The sequence below is a fragment of the Sulfidibacter corallicola genome, assembly GCF_017498545.1.
Taxonomy (GTDB): Bacteria; Acidobacteriota; Holophagae; order Acanthopleuribacterales; family Acanthopleuribacteraceae; genus Sulfidibacter; species Sulfidibacter corallicola.
The window spans coordinates 9,714,790-9,733,483 of the sequence record NZ_CP071793.1; the positions used below are offsets into that span (position 1 = coordinate 9,714,790).

20 protein-coding genes are annotated in these 18,694 nt (G+C 56.7%); 13 read left to right on the forward strand and 7 right to left on the reverse strand.

The annotated features are described in order from the left end of the window. The first annotated feature begins 724 nt into the window (after window positions 1–724). From J3U87_RS29415 to J3U87_RS29430, 4 genes are all read left to right on the forward strand, one after another. The gene (locus J3U87_RS29415; RefSeq protein ID WP_237379365.1) at window positions 725–1,615 is read left to right on the forward strand and encodes an ABC transporter ATP-binding protein; all 891 of its coding nucleotides are present in this window, start codon (window positions 725–727) and stop codon (window positions 1,613–1,615) included. Further along, window positions 1,608–2,972 (forward strand): ABC transporter permease, encoded by a 1,365-nt coding sequence (locus J3U87_RS29420; protein WP_237379366.1) that lies wholly within the window; start codon window positions 1,608–1,610, stop codon window positions 2,970–2,972. The genes J3U87_RS29415 and J3U87_RS29420 overlap by 8 nt, the downstream gene beginning before the upstream one ends. A 63-nt stretch (window positions 2,973–3,035) precedes the next feature. Next, window positions 3,036–4,535, forward strand: coding sequence for a spermidine synthase (locus tag J3U87_RS29425; RefSeq protein WP_237379367.1), 1,500 nt, complete (start codon window positions 3,036–3,038; stop codon window positions 4,533–4,535). Window positions 4,536–4,668: 133 nt separating this feature from the next. Next, window positions 4,669–6,579, forward strand: coding sequence for a sigma 54-interacting transcriptional regulator (locus J3U87_RS29430; RefSeq protein WP_237379368.1), 1,911 nt, complete (start codon window positions 4,669–4,671; stop codon window positions 6,577–6,579). A gap of 76 nt (window positions 6,580–6,655) precedes the next feature. Here J3U87_RS29430 and J3U87_RS29435 read toward each other — a convergent pair whose 3' ends face one another. Continuing rightward, window positions 6,656–7,000 (reverse strand): winged helix-turn-helix transcriptional regulator, encoded by a 345-nt coding sequence (locus J3U87_RS29435; RefSeq protein WP_237379369.1) that lies wholly within the window; start codon window positions 6,998–7,000, stop codon window positions 6,656–6,658. Window positions 7,001–7,079: 79 nt separating this feature from the next. Between J3U87_RS29435 and J3U87_RS29440 the strand changes: the two genes are divergently transcribed. The 6 genes from J3U87_RS29440 (at window position 7,080) to tnpC (J3U87_RS29460) (ending at window position 12,264) form a co-directional block, all read left to right on the forward strand. Continuing rightward, window positions 7,080–7,997: a DMT family transporter gene (locus J3U87_RS29440; RefSeq protein WP_237379370.1), complete on the forward strand. Its 918-nt coding sequence runs from the start codon at window positions 7,080–7,082 to the stop codon at window positions 7,995–7,997. Between the two features lie 420 nt (window positions 7,998–8,417). After that, a complete protein-coding gene (locus tag J3U87_RS29445) occupies window positions 8,418–8,963 on the forward strand; it encodes a cytochrome P460 family protein (protein ID WP_237379371.1) in 546 nt (181 codons plus the stop codon). A 109-nt stretch (window positions 8,964–9,072) separates the two neighbouring features. Next, entirely contained in the window at window positions 9,073–9,474 is a 402-nt protein-coding gene (locus tag J3U87_RS29450) for a Cif family virulence factor (RefSeq protein WP_237379372.1), read from the forward strand. 301 nt (window positions 9,475–9,775) lie between these two features. Beyond that, on the forward strand, window positions 9,776–10,306 hold the full coding sequence (locus tag J3U87_RS29455; RefSeq protein ID WP_272932526.1) for an IS66 family transposase: 531 nt from the start codon (window positions 9,776–9,778) through the stop codon (window positions 10,304–10,306). Window positions 10,307–10,448: 142 nt separating this feature from the next. Beyond that, window positions 10,449–10,670, forward strand: a complete 222-nt coding sequence (tnpB, locus tag J3U87_RS35420) for an IS66 family insertion sequence element accessory protein TnpB (protein WP_420038231.1) — start codon at window positions 10,449–10,451, stop codon at window positions 10,668–10,670. Window positions 10,671–10,713: 43 nt separating this feature from the next. After that, a complete protein-coding gene (tnpC, locus tag J3U87_RS29460; protein WP_237379374.1) occupies window positions 10,714–12,264 on the forward strand; it encodes an IS66 family transposase in 1,551 nt (516 codons plus the stop codon). 455 nt (window positions 12,265–12,719) lie between these two features. On the opposite strand, the gene J3U87_RS29465 is transcribed toward tnpC (J3U87_RS29460), so the two are convergent. Further along, a complete protein-coding gene (locus J3U87_RS29465) occupies window positions 12,720–13,358 on the reverse strand; it encodes an MAE_28990/MAE_18760 family HEPN-like nuclease (RefSeq protein WP_237379375.1) in 639 nt (212 codons plus the stop codon). Then, window positions 13,342–14,472: a DUF262 domain-containing protein gene (locus J3U87_RS29470; protein ID WP_237379376.1), complete on the reverse strand. Its 1,131-nt coding sequence runs from the start codon at window positions 14,470–14,472 to the stop codon at window positions 13,342–13,344. Before J3U87_RS29470 ends, J3U87_RS29465 begins: the two co-directional genes overlap by 17 nt. Window positions 14,473–14,978: 506 nt before the next feature. On the opposite strand from J3U87_RS29470, the gene J3U87_RS29475 reads away from it, so the two are divergent. Both J3U87_RS29475 and J3U87_RS29480 read left to right on the forward strand, forming a co-directional pair. Then, window positions 14,979–15,197 (forward strand): hypothetical protein, encoded by a 219-nt coding sequence (locus J3U87_RS29475; RefSeq protein WP_237379377.1) that lies wholly within the window; start codon window positions 14,979–14,981, stop codon window positions 15,195–15,197. Window positions 15,198–15,259: 62 nt separating this feature from the next. Then, entirely contained in the window at window positions 15,260–15,502 is a 243-nt protein-coding gene (locus J3U87_RS29480; protein WP_237379378.1) for a DUF2924 domain-containing protein, read from the forward strand. 4 nt (window positions 15,503–15,506) lie between these two features. Here J3U87_RS29480 and tnpC (J3U87_RS29485) read toward each other — a convergent pair whose 3' ends face one another. From tnpC (J3U87_RS29485) to tnpA, 4 genes are all read right to left on the reverse strand, one after another. After that, on the reverse strand, window positions 15,507–16,955 hold the full coding sequence (tnpC, locus tag J3U87_RS29485; RefSeq protein WP_237379379.1) for an IS66 family transposase: 1,449 nt from the start codon (window positions 16,953–16,955) through the stop codon (window positions 15,507–15,509). A 41-nt stretch (window positions 16,956–16,996) separates the two neighbouring features. Beyond that, the gene (locus J3U87_RS35080; RefSeq protein ID WP_272932396.1) at window positions 16,997–17,125 is read right to left on the reverse strand and encodes a hypothetical protein; all 129 of its coding nucleotides are present in this window, start codon (window positions 17,123–17,125) and stop codon (window positions 16,997–16,999) included. 71 nt (window positions 17,126–17,196) lie between these two features. Next, entirely contained in the window at window positions 17,197–17,544 is a 348-nt protein-coding gene (gene tnpB / locus J3U87_RS29490; RefSeq protein WP_237379380.1) for an IS66 family insertion sequence element accessory protein TnpB, read from the reverse strand. Continuing rightward, window positions 17,544–17,876, reverse strand: coding sequence for an IS66 family insertion sequence element accessory protein TnpA (tnpA, locus tag J3U87_RS29495; protein ID WP_237379381.1), 333 nt, complete (start codon window positions 17,874–17,876; stop codon window positions 17,544–17,546). Before tnpA ends, tnpB (J3U87_RS29490) begins: the two co-directional genes overlap by 1 nt. Window positions 17,877–18,218: 342 nt before the next feature. Between tnpA and J3U87_RS29500 the strand changes: the two genes are divergently transcribed. After that, the gene (locus tag J3U87_RS29500) at window positions 18,219–18,512 is read left to right on the forward strand and encodes a transposase (RefSeq protein WP_237379382.1); all 294 of its coding nucleotides are present in this window, start codon (window positions 18,219–18,221) and stop codon (window positions 18,510–18,512) included. Window positions 18,513–18,694 lie beyond the last annotated feature (182 nt).

Below are 18,694 nucleotides of genomic sequence, written 5' to 3' on the forward strand. Positions count from 1 at the left end.
ACCAAGGTTCTTCTCCCCGAAGGACATCCCGTTGGCAAGGAAACCCTACGGAACGGGCGTCTTAGGGAATCAGTGGTTACTCTGGGAACTGGCGCTCAGAAGAGACGAAATCCTGTGTGTGGGGGTCAGTCTCTACGTCTTTCCGACCGCCAATTACCGGGGTGCCACTAGTCGCGTTCGCTACACGGGCGACGTGTTTCGCTAGGGCAAGTTCGACGCCAAAATGGCAAAGCTTTGAATTACAGAAACTTACAATCGCCAGCCGGTTTTTTCGGGAGACCCGAAAGAAGCGATCTGAGAAATATTCCGCAAATCACCTCATGTCACTGCGAAATAGTTCGCAGTCACTCCCCAAAATATCGAAAAGTTCCGCAGGTCGCGCGGTCACGAAGGTCCGCGGCCCAGCAGACCGGCTCTCGCGAAGGGGCCCGCCAGTCTGCGGAATTTTCCCCAACTCGGCCGTTAGAACCGGCCGATCTTCCCGATTTCGGGTTCGAAACGCCCGCAAATCGGCGATCGACGCGCCTTTCGGGCGGTTCCGGGACAGGTTCTTCTTGAAGGGAAGCGATTGCATGGAGATAATACGAGATCAGCTCCCTTTCCGGCTTTCTACCTGATTGTAGATGGGTTTCCCCCAACATCCACGTTTCGAAAAGACCGCCTTTCGCGGCCCGTTCTCCCCTATTCGAACGCCTCTCGATGAAACGCACAGGAGTCATCCTCATTGATACTTTCGGTTGAAGACGTTTCCAAGACCTTTGGTGCCACCAAAGCCGTGAAACAGGTGAGCTTTTCCATACCCGAAGGCCGGATCTGCGGCTTTCTGGGACCCAACGGCGCCGGCAAGACCACCCTGATCCGCATGATCATGGACATCTACAAACCCGACGTGGGCACGGTCACGCTGGGGAAGGGCCTCGAAGACGCGAAGCGCAAAAACCATATCGGGTACCTGCCCGAGGAGCGCGGTCTCTACACGAAGACCAAAGTGCGCGAGACCCTGCTGTACTTCGCGCGCCTGAAGGGCCTCGATGCGGCCAAGGCCAGTGAGAACACCGATTACTTTTTGGATCGCCTGGGTATGACACCCGTGGCCGACACCCAAATCGAAAAACTGAGCAAGGGCAACCAACAGAAGATCCAGTTCATTTCCGCGATCGTCTCGCGCCCGCGCCTCCTGATTCTGGACGAACCCTTTTCGGGCCTGGACCCGGTCAACGTGAGACTGGTCTCGGAAGTGATCCGCGAGCTGCGGCAATCGGGCATCTCGATCGTGCTGTCGACCCATCAAATGGGTCAGGCGGAGACCTTTTGCGAGCAGATCTTTCTGTTCAACAAGGGAGAGCTCATTCTTTCGGGCGAGCTGGAACCCATCATCCAACAGAACAGCGGCGGATCCCTGATCGTGGAAACGGAACGGGAACTGGCCGCTTGCGATCTGTTCGACATCCTGGAACGGGAAGAACGCCGGACCAAGATCGAACTCAAACCCGACATTACCACCCAGGACCTGCTGCACTGGCTGGCGTGGCAGTCGGCCGGCCTGATCTCGCTGCAGCCCTACCGCGTACCCCTGGCCGATATCTTCATTCGTGAGGTCGCCGCCCATGGCTGATTTTGCCAAAGTTGCCACCGTCGCCAAGCGCGAGTACCTCATTCAGGTCCGCCGCTGGAGTTTTTGGTTGTTTACCCTCGGCATGCCGATCTTTTTCCTGCTGATCGGCGTGGTGATGTTCGCCATCGCCTTCTTCTCGATGCGCTCCCATATGAGCGGCGAAGGACCGGAGATACCGCGAGTGATCGGCGTCGTCGATCCGGCCACCTTGATCGACCTGGACACGCTCAACGCCCAGGAAATCGAGGAGAACAGCAGGGACGAACTTTCGGGGATCACCGCCTTGGTCCTGGAAGAATTCGAACTGCCGGAAACCATGGTTCAGGGCGCGACCGATGCCCTGGCCGCCTCCGGCTTGGGCGATGCCTTTCAATACAAGCCGATTGCCGACCTGGAAACCGGCAAGACGGCGCTCCGCGAGAAGGAGATGCGGGCCCTGCTGGTGCTCTCCCCTTCGTTCCGCGAAGATTTCGAAGCCCAGCTCTGGCGGTTGGACGAAGAAACCGCCAAACCCGTCTCGCTTCACGACGTGGAACAGCAACTGAGCCGCAAGTTCCTGCTCGAACATTTCGGGGAAGACGAAATCGCACATATCCTCGAGCCGCTGGACGAAGTGAAACGCACCTACGTTCAAGAACCCGAGCCGGAGGAGGAAGAGGAAGACGAACGAGCGCTGACCATCAGCCAGATCTCGATCGGTACGACTTACATGATGGCCTTGATGCTGTTGGTCCTCACCTCGACGGATCGCCTGCTGCGCGGCCTGGTGGAGGAGAAACAGAACCGCGTCATCGAGATCCTGCTGTCGTCGGTCACCGCCGATCAACTCATGGGCGGCAAGGTCCTCGGCCTGGGCGGGCTGGCCTTCACCCAGTTCGGCGTGTGGATGCTGATGGGCTTCATTCCGGGCGCCCTGTTGTTGCGATCCTTCGATATCGGTATCTTGTCGATGATCGGGTTCTCGCTGTACTTCGTGTTGGGCTACCTCCTGATCGCCACCCTGATTCTGGGCTTCGGTTCGTTGGTCAACACCTACCAGGAAGCGAGTCAATGGACCTTGATCATCGTGCTGGGCTTCATCTGCCCGATGTACGCCATCCCGCTGCTCATCAACGATCCCAGTGCCCTGACCGGACGCATCCTGACCTTCATTCCCTTCACGTCGCCCATCATGGCCGTCTTCCGGCTGGGCGCGGACCAGTTGCCCCTGTGGGAAGCCGCCGCCAGCCTGATCGTCCTGGCCCTGTCCATCGTCGTGGCGTTGAAGGTATGCGGCAAAATTTTTCGTCTCGGCATCCTGCTCACCGGGAAGCCACCCAACCCGGCACGCCTGTTCAAACTCCTGAGAGATGCCTAGGCATCGGCGGTGACCGCACCACCGTCCTCCGCGCGCAAATCTACATCAAGGAACCCAGAACCCATGCGTATCGGCGATTCCCTTTTTCACGCGTATCGACCCGCAACCGAAGCGGAAGGTGAGCGATGGCTCGCGGAACAGCCTTGCGCGGCCTGCGATCGCGCCGAACCCGACGCGATCGTCGAAAAGGGCGGCATGCTGAAACTCGGCAAACTGCTGTACTTCGAAGCGGTGAAGGAGTGTCCCTGCGGTTTCGCCAATCGGCTGTTCCTTCACGCCAACGACATGCTCCGAGCACGAGGCGACAGCGGGATCAAGTCCACCGCCGAGGCGTTCCGAAGCGTGTGCGATGCAGGGCTGGTGGAACCGGCCGAGCTACACGAATCGATCACCGATATCATGCTGGCGGTCTTTCGCAAGGATCCGGATTGCGCCCTGACCCGTGCGGTCACCTGCACCCAACGACTCCCCAAACACCCGATGGCCTGGTACAACCTGGGTTGGCTCTACGGTGAACTGGGCCGGATCTACGAGGCCATCGCCTGTTACGGGATCTGCCTGGACCTGGATCCCGAGCTGTTGGACGCCTGGTACAACCAAGCGGTCATGTCGGCCAAGCTGGGCTACGCCTCGATGGCGGTCAACCAATTGGGTCAGGTGGAAATGCTGGCGGAGAAAAAGGGGACGCCGATTCCGGGCCTGCAGAAACTTCTGGCCGATACGATCACGCCGCTGGCCTCCGAACCGGGCCGCTTCGGGCAAATCCTGATCGTGGAAAACGAATGGTCGCGCGAAATGAACATCAAGGCCCAAGGACAGGGCGGCAGTTACCGCACGCCCCCGGCCGCCAGCGTGAACCCCGAACTTCCCGAGGGACCGGGCCCGGTGCCCAACAGCTTTTTCAATATCGCCTGGTTCCTGCCGGCACTGACCGCACCGAAAGGCCGCGGGCTCTTCCTGGGCATGGGTCCCTGCGCGGGGCCGGTGGGTTTGCTGGCGAATTTCCCGGATCTACAGATCGATGCGGTGGAGGCCTGTCCGAACGTAATGGCCATGGCACGCCAGTGGTTCCCCCTCGTGGGCCACTACGAAACGACGGGCCGCTTGAAACTGATCGAGGCCGAGGCCGGCGCCTTTCTCGACGGTTTCGATCGGGAAACCCGCTACGATTTCGTGGTGTTCGACCTGTTCGACGGCGAGATGCGAACGCCGCAGGTGCTCGACGAACCGAGATTGCGCCGCCTGATCACCGCCTGTGACTCGATCTGGATGAATTTGATCGGCCGCGCCGTCGACGAGGAGATCAAGCAGACGGCCGAGCTGTTCGAACGCTGCGGGCTCCCCTGGCAATACCTGGCCTGTACCCTGCCCGATCACCTGATTCGCCTGACCCCGGCCAACTGGATCGCGGGCACCCGAACCGTCGATTCCGAATCGCTGAAATCCTTCGTTCCCTTCGCGGACGCCCCCGATCACGAATCGCTGCACCTGTTCCGCGCCCACTACGCGCTGTTGGGTGAATGGGTGGGCAATCGCGACATGTTGGACCTGATTCGCGCCTAGGCTCGACCGCCCGGCACCGGCATCTTTCAGCGGTCTTGCGGGCAGCCGGCCGAACGACGGTGCCGACCGGTGATCCTCTTTTTTCTGTGCTATAAAAGATGGCCAAATCACATGGAAACCAGGGAGCTCACTGTTGCGGCGAACACCCGACGATGCGGAACCGGGCCACCACACGAAACGGCTCGAAATGGAAAAATCCCGACTGGAGGCGATGATCCGAAAACTGGGTGAGGGCATCGTCCTGGTCGACGAGACCCACCGCATCGCCTTCGCCAACCCACGGTTTGCCGACATGTTGGGCGTGCCCTTCGAAAGCCTGGCCAACCACCCGACTTTGGACACGCTTCTCCCCCGCGATCAATGGCCGTCAGCCCTGCGCGACGTCGCCCAGCCTTCCGATGATCCGCAACCGGAGGAACGCCAATTGACCCGTGTGGACGGCTCAACCTTTTGGGTCTCCATCACCGCCACGGCCTTTCGCGTTCCCGGCCAAGAATCGGTCGGGACGCTCTGTATGTTTACCGATGTGAACGGCCGCAAACACCGCGAAGAGTACCTGGACCTGTTGATCGACATTTTCAACCGGTCGGCCGGTCCCGAGTTCTTCACCGACGTCACCCGCAAGCTGGCCAGGGCCTTCGGGGTCAGTATTTCCTTCATCACCGAATGCCTCGGCGATACCCGATCCGTGCGCACCATCGCGTTCTGGCAAAACGGCGCGCCCCAGAAAAACCGGGTGTACGACTTGAAGGATACCGCCTGCGAGGCGGTGGTCGGCCGCAGCCCGGTCTACTACGGGTCCCTGGTTCAGCAGCTCTTCCCCAAGGATCGCGAGCTCGAGGCGGCCGGCATCGAGAGCTACGTCGGCGTGCCGCTGACCGACAGCCGGGGCACCTCGCTGGGTCATTTCGCCTTGATGGACACCCAGCCGTTCCCCAACCGAACGGCGCTGCTGGACACACTCGAAATGATCGGTACCCGCATCGCTTCCGAAATCGAACGCAACCAGACGGAAGCCCAACTGCGCCACCAAAACGAGCGGCTGAGAGAAGAGATCAAGGCGCGCCAGCGGGCCGTGTCCACGGCTAATTACTATCGCGACGAGATCACGTCCTCCTACGACGTGCACACCATGATCGGCGAGAGCCCCGCCTTTCGCAAGGTGCTCGACAGCATTCGCCTCGTGTCGGGCACCGACGTGACGGTCCTGGTCACCGGTGAAACCGGTACCGGCAAGGAATTGGTCGCACGAGCCATTCACGAGGCCAGTCCTCGGGCTGGCAAACCGCTGATCAAGGTCAACTGTGCCGCACTCCCCCAGGAACTGATCGAGGACGAGCTGTTCGGCCACGAGAAAGGCGCCTTCACCCACGCCCAGGGCCAGCGCAAGGGCCGCTTCGAGCTGGCGGATCAGGGCACGCTGTTCCTGGACGAAATCGGAGAACTGAGCCTGGCGGCCCAGGCCAAGCTCCTGCGCGTGCTCCAGGAAAAAGAGTTCGAACGGGTGGGTGGCAGCAAGTCGATCAAGGTCGACGTACGCCTGATCGCGGCCACCAACCGCGATTTGGCGGCCATGGTTCGCGAAGGCGGTTTCCGGGACGATCTGTTCTATCGGCTCGAGGTCTTCCCGCTGCACATTCCTCCGCTCCGGGAGCGGATGGAAGACATCGAGCCACTGGCGCACTTCTTTCTCCGGCGTTTCGCCCGCAGCCTGGGCAAGGAATTCACGGGTATCGACGAGACGTCGCTGCACATGCTGCGAAACGCCTCCTGGCCCGGGAACATCCGCGAGCTGGAAAACCTGGTTCACCGCTCGGCGATTCTCTCGCCAGGCCCGTCGCTGCAGATCGCGGTGCCGATTCGGGAGGCCCCCGAGAAGGCGTCGACCTTGGATGCGGTGGTTCGGAACCACATCGTGTCGGTGCTGAATCGCGTCGATTGGCAGGTCGAGGGCTCCGACGGCGGGGCGAGCATTTTGGGCATGAATCCCAGCACGCTGCGCTCCAAGATCAAGAAACTGGGAATCTCCCGTCCCGGTCATTGAGGAAGCATCGCCCCAAAACCGCCCGCAAGCAGGCAAGCGACATCGAAACGGCGGTTCGCGGAATCATGAAGAGGGTTCAGGCTTCGTCCGTTTCGGCGCGCAGGCATGCCGCCCAAGTTCGCGCGTAACTTCCCAACGGGACCAGCAATCCGTACAGCTCCGCACCCAGGTCCGTCAGCTTGTACCCATCGGCGCACCGCTCGATCAGCAAGGCCTCCCGCAACTCCTTCAACCTTCGGTTCAAAATCGTCGGGGAAATGGTTTCACAGCGGGTTTGCAGTTCCCGAAAGGTACAGGGCCCTTCGCTCAGCCTCCAGAGAATGCCCATGCCCCAGCGGCGACCCAGCAAGTCGAACAACGCCATGATCGGCGCGCCGGAACGGGATCCGCGCACCGGACGCCCCGGTGTGGGAATCGCCATGTTTTCCTCCTTTACCCATTGCTACATTTAATGTAGCATAGCCGCTACAAGAAGTGTAGCACGCCTTCGGGAGGAGTCGGTGGACCAATCAGATCATCAACCACGGGTGGCGGCCGGCGTGGCTTTCGGCTTGACGACCGCCGCCATTTGGGGCGCCTGGCCGGTACTTTCCGGCTTTTCCATCGCTCGGGTTCTCAACGCCTATGACATTGCCGCCCTCCGCTTCGGGATTTCCGGCCTGCTTTTGGTTCCCTACTTGTGGCGCCACAAGTCGCCAGGCGTGGCACCCATCCACCTGGCGGCCATGGTCTGTGGTGCCGGCGCGCCCTACGTCCTGGCCTGCGTCTGGGGGCTCGGTCTGGCGCCGGCCGGTCATTTCGGCGTCATCACGCCGAGTTGCATGTTGACCTTTTCCAGCCTCGCGGCCTGGCTTCTGATGGGCGACCGCCCCACCCGTGTCCGCATTCTCGGGTGGTTGGCCATCCTGCTGGGCGTGGTCATGGTCGGGCTTCGCGGATTGACCAGCGGGGAGCCCTCGATGTGGCTCGGCGACCTGATCTTCATGGTCTGCGGCATGTGTTGGGCAACCTATACCGTCACCTTCAAAGCCTGTGGACTCAAGCCCCTGCATGCAACGGCGCTGGTCAGTGTGATTTCGATGGTGATCTACCTGCCCTTTTATTTCGGGCTGGGCTTGGGCAACCTGGGTCGGGCCCCCATCGAGGAAGTGATGGCCCAAGGCGTGTTTCAAGGCGTGTTGTCCGCCATCGTGGCGTTGGTGTGTTACAACAAGGCGGTTTCGATCCTGGGCGTCAGTCGCGGTTCCGTGTTCGGGGCCTTGGTCCCCGCCATCGCCCTGCTGTTGGCGATTCCCGTCCTCGGTGAGATCCCCAATGTGATCGAGGTCTCGGGCCTGGTTCTGGTCTCCGTGGGCATGGTGCTGGTCTTGGGGCTGGTGCCGCGTTTTCTCACGGCTCGTCGCAGTCCTGCCGGATAGGCGGCACGCGACACGCGCCAATCCTGCGGAGGAAAAAGTACCGGGATGACGTCTTTTGGAACCCTTCCCGGAATCCGCCTGGCCCGGTGATCGGCGATTTCAGGTGTGGATCCACTGGGTACGGTCAGGGGCTCGGGTTAGCGACCACTCCGCTCGAGGACTTACCCCAGAACTCGGTGCGTGGGTATCCCAGCCGAAATCGCCAAGTAGGTGAATGTGCCTTTCAAGACCCCGCCGTGAAATAAAACGGGCCCGCCGCGCTATATCGCGGATCCGGCAGCCAACCTGGTCAACAAACGCTGAAGAAATAACCTAACCAACTTCGTTAAAACGGGTTACATACGCTCTATCACACTGGTATCTCCCTTGCTCAACGGACGCGAGGCGAAGGAACTTCACCAAATTTTTTGGGAGATACACATGAGATCGATTCTTCTGGCCACGGTCATCCTGACCATGACGGCCATGGCGCCCCATGCCGATCTATCCGATCGAACCTACGACACCTGGGTGACCGACCGAGGCGAAATCTCACTGCCTCGGGATTTCCGCAAGGATTTCGCCCATCTGGGAAGCTGGTTCGTTCCCGAAGGTGACGCCTCGGGTTTTCACGACGTCTACACCCAACCCGAAGCCGTGGCCCACTACCGCAAGACGGGCACCTTTCCCGACGGTGCCGTCATCGTCAAGGAATTGCGGGCCAACTCCGGCAAACCCATGACCACCGGCCATCCGGAATGGGCCAACGATACGCTGAAGCAGTGGTTCGTGATGGTCAAGGACGGGAAGAACCGTTTTCCTGGCAACGCGAGCTGGGGCGACGGCTGGGGTTGGGCCCTGTTTCAGCCAGGCAAGAAGGGAAACCAATCCACCAATTACAAAAGCGATTGCCTCGGCTGCCACATCCCGGCAAAGGCCACGGATTGGATTTACGTAGAGGGCTACCCCACCCTTTCGGGCAACTGATCGGCGCGACTCGGACCCACGAAGGGCCTGATCGACCACCAACCCGGGCCGCGTTCCTGCACCGTCAGGGACGCATCCCGAAGCGCATATCACATTTTAGGAGAGGATCATGACAGTACAGACCCAAGAGACCCAAGTTCGCGACATCGCCCAACTGCACGAGCAATTGATCGATTACTTGAAGCAAGGCAAATTTGCCGAAGGCATCGAGGACTTCTACGCCCACGACGTGGTCGCCCAAGAGAACGGGAACCCCAGTCGCACGGGACGGGACGCCTTGGCCGCGGCCGAAAAGGAGTACCTGGCCGGCGTAACCCGCTACGACGGGATCGAGGTCTTCAACAAGCTGGTGCGCGACGATGGGGACGGCAATGGGCTGGTCATCTACGAATGCGCCATGAAGTGGCACCACCGTGATGGCGGCGAGGTCCACGTCCAGCAGGCGGTGGTCGAACACTGGCGCGACGCCAAGATTCAAAACATTCGGTTCTACGGCACCTTCATTCCCTGATTCGGCGTTTGAATTCACTTCGGGGCGCGGTCAATCCGCGCCCTTTTTTATGACGCAGGACCTTTCGATCGCTTCGACTGGTTGAGTAGGCGGGCTCGCCGCCTATGCTAGGTCGGCAGGCCTTACCGGCTCTGCCCAACGCCCCTCTCCCGATGCGGGAACTGTGGGCTTTACGGCTTCGTTGGCGCGCGGCCAGGGGGGTGACTGGCTTCGCTCTTTTTCGTAAGTTATTGTTGTTGCTTGGCTTGCTTCGATTGGTCGGCCCAGCGGGCCAACCTCCTTTCCGGGTCCCTGCCGCAAGATCCTCGCATGGATCGCCGAGGTGTACCGCGTCGAGGAAGAGGCTCGCGTTCAAAGCATGGACGATCAGGCACGCCTGCACCACCATCAAGCCTACAGCACGGTCCCGATGAACACCCTGTTCGCCTATCTGACAACGCTCCTGTCGGAGCGGAGGGTGGAGCCTGCCAATGGCTTGGGTAAGGCTGCGATCTACATCCTCAAGCGCAAGGAGTCGCTTACGCGTCTCCTGAACGTCCCCGGTGTGCCGCTGGATTCCAACGCCGTCGAGCGGGCCCTCAAGTGTGCCGTCGTCATTCGCAAAAACTCCCTGTTCTACCACAACGAAGTCAGTGCCTATCGGGCCGGGACGCTCATGACCCTCGCCGGTTCCTGTGTCGCTGTCGGCCGCGATCCCATCTCGTGCATGACCGCTTTGGTAGAGAACCGCAATGCCGTCGCCACGGCACCCGAGGACTGGCTCCCCTGGCGCCTGCCCGCCGCTCAGCTCGAAACGCTCGGTTGCTGGACCCGGCGCCATTCCGGCGCATAGCCGGCCGGCCGGGGATCGCCGTGGTAGAGCAACACCTGGAGATCGCGCGCCGAAACCTGCCCGCCACCTTCAACCGGCCACCATTTCAGTTTCCCACGCGAAGGACGCCTGTAGCACAGCCAGAATCCGGTGCCGTCATATAATGTTGAGCTCAACATTATACGATGGAACCGGGCTGTGTCTTCTCTACAAGCGTCTGGAAACGGGACAGTTCACGAATCTTTGGGATCCCGATCAGCCGCAGCGACTCTCGACGATGGAGTTGAGATTGTTAATCGAGGGAGCAGAACTCAAAGGGAAGTTGCCATTGACGCCGCCGGAGTTTGAGATATTGAAAAAATGTGAATTAATGGATATTGCATGATTTACCTATTTTAATGAATTCGATCATGCGGTAGTATTGCCTCATGATCAAAGAGGACGTTCTCGACTTTGTCGCCAAACAACCCGAACTCGCCAAGAAAGTGGTGCGCAGCCTCGAATCCGAGGTGGTTCGCCTGCAAAAGAAGTTGGCCAAGGCCACCGGCTACGACGGGGAAACCGGTCTTCTGGAAGAGGTCGCCGAGTGGTTGGTGGCGCGGGAACATGAGAACGAAATCCTGAAGGATAAGCTGTACGGCCGTTCCGCCGAGCCCCATCCCCATTCCGATAGTGCCGACCCTTCGCCCAAAGCTAAGTCGCCTTCCAAAAGGTCGCGCAAAAAGCCCCCAAATTCCGGTCGCCGTAAACACAGCGACGAGCTCCCTGTCGAAACCGAAGATTACACGCTGTCCAGCAGCCCTTGCGACCATCCCGCAGAGGCACCTGCCGACAGCCCTTGCCCTTGCGGATGTGCGCAACCCTTGAAACCCATGGGTCAGGCCGAAGTGACCTATCAGCTCGATTACAAACCCGCCCAATTCATCGTTCGCCGAGTGCGCCGCTGGAAGTACAGCGGGCCTTGCGGCACCATCCTCACCGCGCCGGGCCGCACCACCCTGGTCGACAAGGGTCCATACGGAATCGACCTTGCCGCCGAGATCTGCGTCCGCAAATATCATGATCACATGCCGTTCGAGCGACTCGCTCGGGCTTTTGCCCGCGATGGGTTCGCCATAGCGACCAGTACCATGTGGAACCAGTCGCGGCATGTCGCCGACGTGCTGAGCGACGTCTATGAGGCGATTCGTCGCGACATCGAGTCAGGATTCTTGAGGCATGCAGACGAAACGCGATGGCGGATCATCGAAGGGGTCGACAACAAGACCCAATACGTCTGGCTGTTCCGCAATCAGAACCACGCGTTTTTCACGGTCGAGGACACGCGCTCCGGCGAGGTGCCACGGCGCGTCATGGGCGGTGCCGCCGGGGCTCTGGTCGCCGATGATTATGCGGGGTACAACGCATTGGTTTTCGAAAACGAACTCCTGCGTGTACAGTGCTGCGCGCATACACGCCGGCGCTTTTATGACATCCGCGAATACTACCCGGCTGTCGAGATCTTCTTGGATCTGGTTGCCGATCTATACCGCCTGGATCGCGCGTTTCGCGCTGGAGCCCTTCAGACGGCCAAGCAACGTCGGCGTCTTTGCGAACCCATCATCAAAGCCATCGATGCGTGGCGAAAAAGCCAGACCTGCCTGCCGAAATCCAAAATGGGCCAGGCCCTGGCCTACATGAACGACAACTGGAACGGGCTGACGGCATTTCTGGATGATCCGGAATTGCCGCTGGATAACAATCCCGCCGAAAACGCCCTACGCCAGATCGTACTGGGTAGAAAGAACTTCATGTTCAACCGCTCGAAAGAGGTTGCGCGTGTGACAGCGATTCTGTACACCATTTGCGTTTCGTGCGCGATATGCGGGGTCAACCCCAAAGGCTATATCCGAGAGACCGTGTTGCGGATTCGCAACTGCCGTGGCTTCCAGCTTCCCATAGAGTTTGCCAATCAACGCGAACACTGCGACCTCATCTAAGCAAATCCGATCGCCGCGTCCAGTTCCGCTACCTTACCATCGACGACCTCGTCTCGCGGAGACGTGGTCAATGGTGGGTTTACGATTATTTTGATCAGAGCCAGCCTGGATATCCGCCAGTCTCGGGGTGCAACAGCTAGTCATCGCCATTGTTTCGGGAGGGTCTGTCAGGAAGCTCAAATTAATGGTCAAAGCCTCTCGCGATACGTTTGTCTAAATTCTTTGACGGAGTTTTTTGTTCGGTCACTCCTGGTGGTAAATGGTCGTGCGGGCGGTTGCGGTGACGTTTCGAATACTCGGTCGTTAAATTGGAGTCTCAAAAAAAACGGTTGAGATTTTGGAGGCGTAATTCAGATAATCATTTTTTTGTAAAATGGCTAATTGATCACTAGGGTATCTATTTTTGTTGTGTTTAATAGAGATGGTTAGTTAAGTAGGTCCGTGTAGTATGTGAGCTAGGGTGATAGAAAGCTGTCTGTTGCTATTGCGTTGCGAATTAAATTATCAAAGCTGTTTAAGCACATTTTGGTATTTTGGTATATTTCATCAAGGTAGTCTGGATTCATGTCTATTCTTTCTCCATGGGCGATTTTGTTTCTGTTCCCAAGCAGAACTTCGTTAATAAAAATTCTCTTGGTCTCTAAAGCGTTAGGGTCAACACCGATTACGCATGAAATATCTTGGAGAACTTCAAAGGATAAGTTTGATTTAGTGTCAATGATATCTGGGCTAAGAGAGAACTTGCACTGCGACGAAGTGCTAAGGTCTTGGTTGATCAAATGAGCCCTTTGTTCTAGGTTAATCGAAGTATTTTTTAATATATGTAGGATGTGTGCCGTTTTTATTTCTTCCGAGACCTTGGCAATCCTCAGTGACTTATTCGTTAGGTATGTTAAAAAATAACGAGAGCCATCTTTTACATATCCTTCCCAGTGGGCGTAGAAACATAAAACTGCTGCTCTTGCATGGTAATAACCATGGATACTTGGGTGGCTCTTGGGAACAAGCTGACAAAAAAAAGACATCTCCTTTTTTCGCCAAGAATAACTTGTGTCAAGTTTTTTAATAAGCTCTTCTTTACTGCGGATTTTCACTTTTAAACGCCTCTCTGCCTAGTGGCACAATTTTGGGCATCCGTTGAGGGGCGCGGTAACCAGAGCCAGTGTTTTTGATGAAAATTTGATTTCCCCAGACCTCTTTTACTCTGCTTTCGATTTGATCGGCTTGAACCAAGCTTTTATTTTCAATATTGTACCCAATGCCAAGAGCAACACACTCAAAACCTGAAAGCAAAAATCCACCTAGAAATTTATCCTTCTCAGAGCTATACCTCCGAAACGAATCAGATGATGTAGCACTGTTCAGGATAGAAAAAGTGTCCGAAAAGACCCGATATTCCTCTTGTATAATATTTAGCGAGTCGTCTCTTTGAGCAAGTTCAATCATCTTCTCTGTGACGAATTCGCTAACATCGCGAATGGCACGAAAATCATCAATATCCATTTGCCTGAAAATGACAAATCTCAATACCAGTTCTAAATCATATTGCTCTGCAAGTGCCTTGTCTGTCAAACTAGTGCAGTCTTTAAAGTCATCATAGTCAGCCATTTTTCTTAAGTTTCGATATAAATCAGGATTCATACGAACCAAAAGACAATTCCTGACTTCCTGGTCTGACAACGGGCTCCCTCCAGTATTGAGTCTTTGAAATAATTCGTATTTACTTGATTTGTCGCTTTCTTTTAGAATTATACTGACAGGAAGTTTTGCCCTTTTGATAAAAAGCCTCTCTGTTTGGGAAAACGCATTAAAAGGTTCCTGATCCTCATCCTGTTGCCATGTCTTGTTCTCGAGGGATGGAAGGTACTTGGTCGCTCCTAGTATTAAAGGTTTAACCTTGCCACCATTTTCATCTCTTAAGACTCCAGCAAATTCATAAATTGTAGACAGTCTCTGTAGCCCATCTACAACGTCCCAGACTCCATCGCTTCTTTGGGAAACAAAGATTTGAGGAAGGGGAATACCTAGTAAAATAGATTCAATCAAGCGAGACTTCTGCTCATTTGACCACCTGAAAAATCGTTGGAACTCAGGATGCACATCGATTTCATCATTCTCATATAGGTTTAACCACTCACCTATTGACATTGAGTAGTCATCAGTTTTAATTTCTGCTCGACCTTTTTCGATTTCTTCTCGTAGACTCACGTGCTTTCTCCCGAAAGGACTTTTGGCCATGGTATCACACTTGTACGCTGCTCCAATCGTACACTCTAGGGCACGTCTCTGGATTTCTGGTGGGTTGCCGTGCGCCGAAAAACGCACGTTAAATGACGTGATGAACTAGATGTAAGTTGTGCAAACGCTTTCAGCACCATCATTCTCTTACAAAGCCATCTCAGAATCAAATTTTCGAAGACTCATTGAATTCGAGGGCTTTTGATTCCAAGCCAGAAACAGTCATTATGAGGTTTTTTCACTCGAATAAGAGCCCTAACGGTCGGTACCCATCAGATCGCTTCTCTAGCCAACCCACCCCCAAAAAAAATCGGCCTAATCAGTGTGGGTCGTTCGCTTCACCGAAGAGCACCTGGGCACTAGACTCTCTGAAGGCTTCGATCTTTTTGAATTTCCCTGGCCTGATTGCTTGCTGAATTCTGTATTTAGCAACCAGCCCGAATCAAACGCGGGCGATCAAGCCCTTGGAGGTGGTTGTGCAGAAATATTCCGACGCGATGACCCCGGACGAAATCAAGGCCGAAGTTGGCGAAATTCTTATCCGTGGCTATTTGAGGTACCGCCTTGGCATTTTGCCTAGTGAGGATCGAGGCGAAGCGTGCATCGCGCATCAAGCCAGCCTAGCACCCGCGCAAAGCCAACCGGATGCCTTGTCGCAGGTTTGTAAACCCCAGAAAAGACTTGCTGCACGTTGATAAATAAGGCTCCATGGTCCTACCAAAAAAAACGTTAAACAAAATAAGGAGAGATATTTAGAATGCCTGACCTTAAAGAGCAGATTGAAAAGCTCGAAGAAATGACCGGCCCGGAACTAAAAGCAGCATACATGGCCGTATTTAAAGAGCGGCCACATTCGCACCGGCACCAGTGGCTCAAGAACCGAATTGCCTGGGGCATCCAGGCAAAGACTGAGAAAGGCATTTCGAAGCGGTTCATTAAACACGGACTCGAAAACGCCGACTTGTCGGAGCTGAGGGCGACAGCACCGCGAACAACGTAAGCGCTTATTGCGTCGCGTCGGGCTCTGCAGGGCTCGTGTTGGGTTCTGGAGCGCATGTTGGCAAGAGGCGTGCGATTTCTGCGTCGGTTTCGGCGGTAGGCAGGCGCTCGAACAATTGCTTTAAATAGGCGTACGGCTCCCAACCATTTAATTTTGCCGTCTCAACGATGCTATATATCCGCGCGCTCGCCTGAGCCCCTTCCGGGCTGCCGCTGAACAGCCACGCTTTTCGGCCAATCACGTAGGGACGAATGGCGTTTTCTACCAAAGCCGTGCTCATGGGGACCTCCGCGCGGTCCAAGAACAGGTCCAGTTTGTGCCATTGACCCAGCGCATAATGAATCGCCTTTCCCAGGAGGCTCTTGGGTGGGACGCGGCCTGCTAAATGATCCAACCAAGCTTTGAACGCGCCAATCTTCGGTCGCAACTTTTGATCGCGCATGACCAACAGCTCTGTGGCCGAGTAGCCCTTCTCCCTGGCCTTGCGTTCGAGTTCGTACATCTCGCCAATGAGCTTCAGGGCTTCATCCGCTTTGCCTGTTTTTCCGTCTTTGCCTTTTCGTCCCAAGGCTTTGCGGACGTCTGCGAACTTGCGGCGAACATGGTCCCAGTCGCCGGCATGCACCACCCCAGGTGCGCGACCCAAAAAGTCGTAGCCGGCATAGCCATCGGTTTGGACCGTGCCTTGAAATCCCTCCAGCAATCGGGCCGCCACTGAGCCCGATCGACTTGGATCATAATGAAACAAAACGATGAGTGTATCCGGTGGTCCACCGCGAATCACCCACATGAACGACTTCGTGGTGTTCTCTTTGCCGGGTTCGTTGAGGACTTGAACCGTGGTTTCATCCATCTGGAGCCAGGTGTGCTGCCTTGCCTGGGCAAGTAGCAGTTCCCACATCCGTTCCAAGCGGTTGCCTACATGGCGTGCCCAGTTACACATGGTTGCTCGTCCCAGCTTCACACCCAACCGACCCATGAGACGTTCCACCCGGTAGAACGGCAGGCCGTCCACGAATTTGGAGGCGATCACGAAGGCCAGCAGACCGGGTCCTGCCATACTGCCGCGAATCAGGCGCGGCGCGCGCGGCGCAGACCTGATCGGAGCCTCCAGGACCTCGTCGGCCTGCTTGCAAGGCGCACAGCCGTAGCTGTAGTGATGGTGTTCGACGACTTTGGCGACCGCAGGCTCGTACTCCAGCTCGCACGTGACATCCTTGCCGATCACGGTCATTTCTTCGCCGCAGCAGGTGCACTGCCGGTCTTCCGGGGGGAGTTCGTGCTTGTGAATTTCCCGCGGCAGGTGGTCCGGGAAGGGTTGTGGCCCGCGCTTTTTGCGACGCTTGTAGGTGATCGTCTCGCGCACATCATCATCCGAGGCAGACTCGGCGTCGGCGGGCTTCTCGTCAGCTTCAAGCGCATCCAGGTCGAACAACGCCTGCTGGCCGACCAACTGGCTCATGCGTTCGCTCTTGGGCCCAAACGCCTTGGCCTTTACAACCTTAGCTGCTCTTCCAGAAGTCCGATATGCTGGTCCAACGCCGCGATTTGCGCGTCCTTGCGGGCGAGCGCCTGCTGGAGTGCTTCGTTTTGTTCTGCGAGCGATACGGCGGCGTTGTTCATGATCCTTAGCCTAGCACAACCTACTAAAAACCAGAAGGCTACGTTGGCGATCCAAGGCCTTGATCTGCGGATTAGGTGCATGTCGTATACTGCAAGGTTTCGTGGGCCTGGTGGATATCCAAACCCTCCAGCAGCCAGGTGAGTTCGCGCTGGCCGATTTGAAGGACCTCGAGTTCGTTGGCGGGCCAACGAAACCGTTGAGCTTCCAGCCGTTTCATCCACAGGCAAAAACCAGAGGGCGACCAGTAGAGAATCTTCACGAGCGTGCGACTGCGGTTGCTGAACACGAATAGATCACCGGAAAAGAGCTGTCCCCCGAGTTCCTGCTCGACCAACAGGGCAAGCCCGTTGATCGCTTTGCGCATATCGGCGGCATCCAGAGCCAGAAACACGCGAGCGTCAGTGCGTACATGCCACATTATCGACCTCCCAGGACGTCCAAAATCGCGGCCAAGAGAGTGACATCGCTGCCCGACCCGATATCAAGGATGTAGCCGTGAGCGTGGAGGCGGATGGGTTCTCGGCTCTCCGAGGCGGCGCTGGATTCTTTTTCCATTTTGATGGGGACGAGCCGAAGTCCGCGACGAGGCTCGGTTTCATAAATGCGTCGCTTCCAATATTGACATTGCGGCAGCGCCAAGCCCTGTTGACGACAGTAGGCCGACTGATTTAATCCAGACGCCTGCCAGTCTTCAATGCGCGCCTGCCACAGCTCTCGTTTCTGGGCACGAGCTTCAGATAGATTATGCATGGGAACACCTCCGTTTCGAGATGCCTCACTATCTCAATCCCGCTTCACAGTGCCTACCCGCGACGGATTAAGCGCTTACTTTTTACTCACCGCGTGCCGTCACAATACTTGATAGCGGGTAAACGCCCACTACATTCACAGGCTGGTATCGAATCTGTGGTTTCATTCCCAAATTCTGAGAGAAAGTTGGGCAATCGGGTGAGGCATTTTCTTTTTGGCCTTTTCCAAAAAAGGGTCACGGTGCAAGAGGTTGCCGCATCCTCAAGTATTCTCAAGAACTAGGCCACTGCGACCTGTAGCGCAGACGACGGATATGCTTCCAAACCGAACCAGCAGTGGCTGGTGCAGCAAGGCGTACAAACGAATTCGTTCAGCGGTGCCAAGGGAAAGAAGATTGCAGGCGAGGAAGCGTGGGAAAGCAAACTCTACCGCCAAGCGCGGCGGATGCGACCTTTGGTGGAGGGGTTGATCGGCCAATTGAAAGCGCTGTCTGGATTTGGGCTGGTATGGCGGAGAGGATTGGAAGCGGTGAGGGCGGAGCTGACAGGCAAAGCGATCGTCAATAACCTCTACCGGTTACAGCAACTGACTCACCCTTACCAGTTCCGAATAACTATATTATATACAGCATTTTAGATCGAAGCCCCCTGCTCGATCCACATAATGGCCAACTCAGCATAATTGCGCATATCCGTCGCACCCAGGGCGAGGTAGATACGGGGGTGTTTTTCAATCCGCCACATGAATCCCTCTTACTCGAAGGGTGACCACCAACTGTCTCAACCGAATCGGGCTGATCTCGATGGGGACTTCCAAGA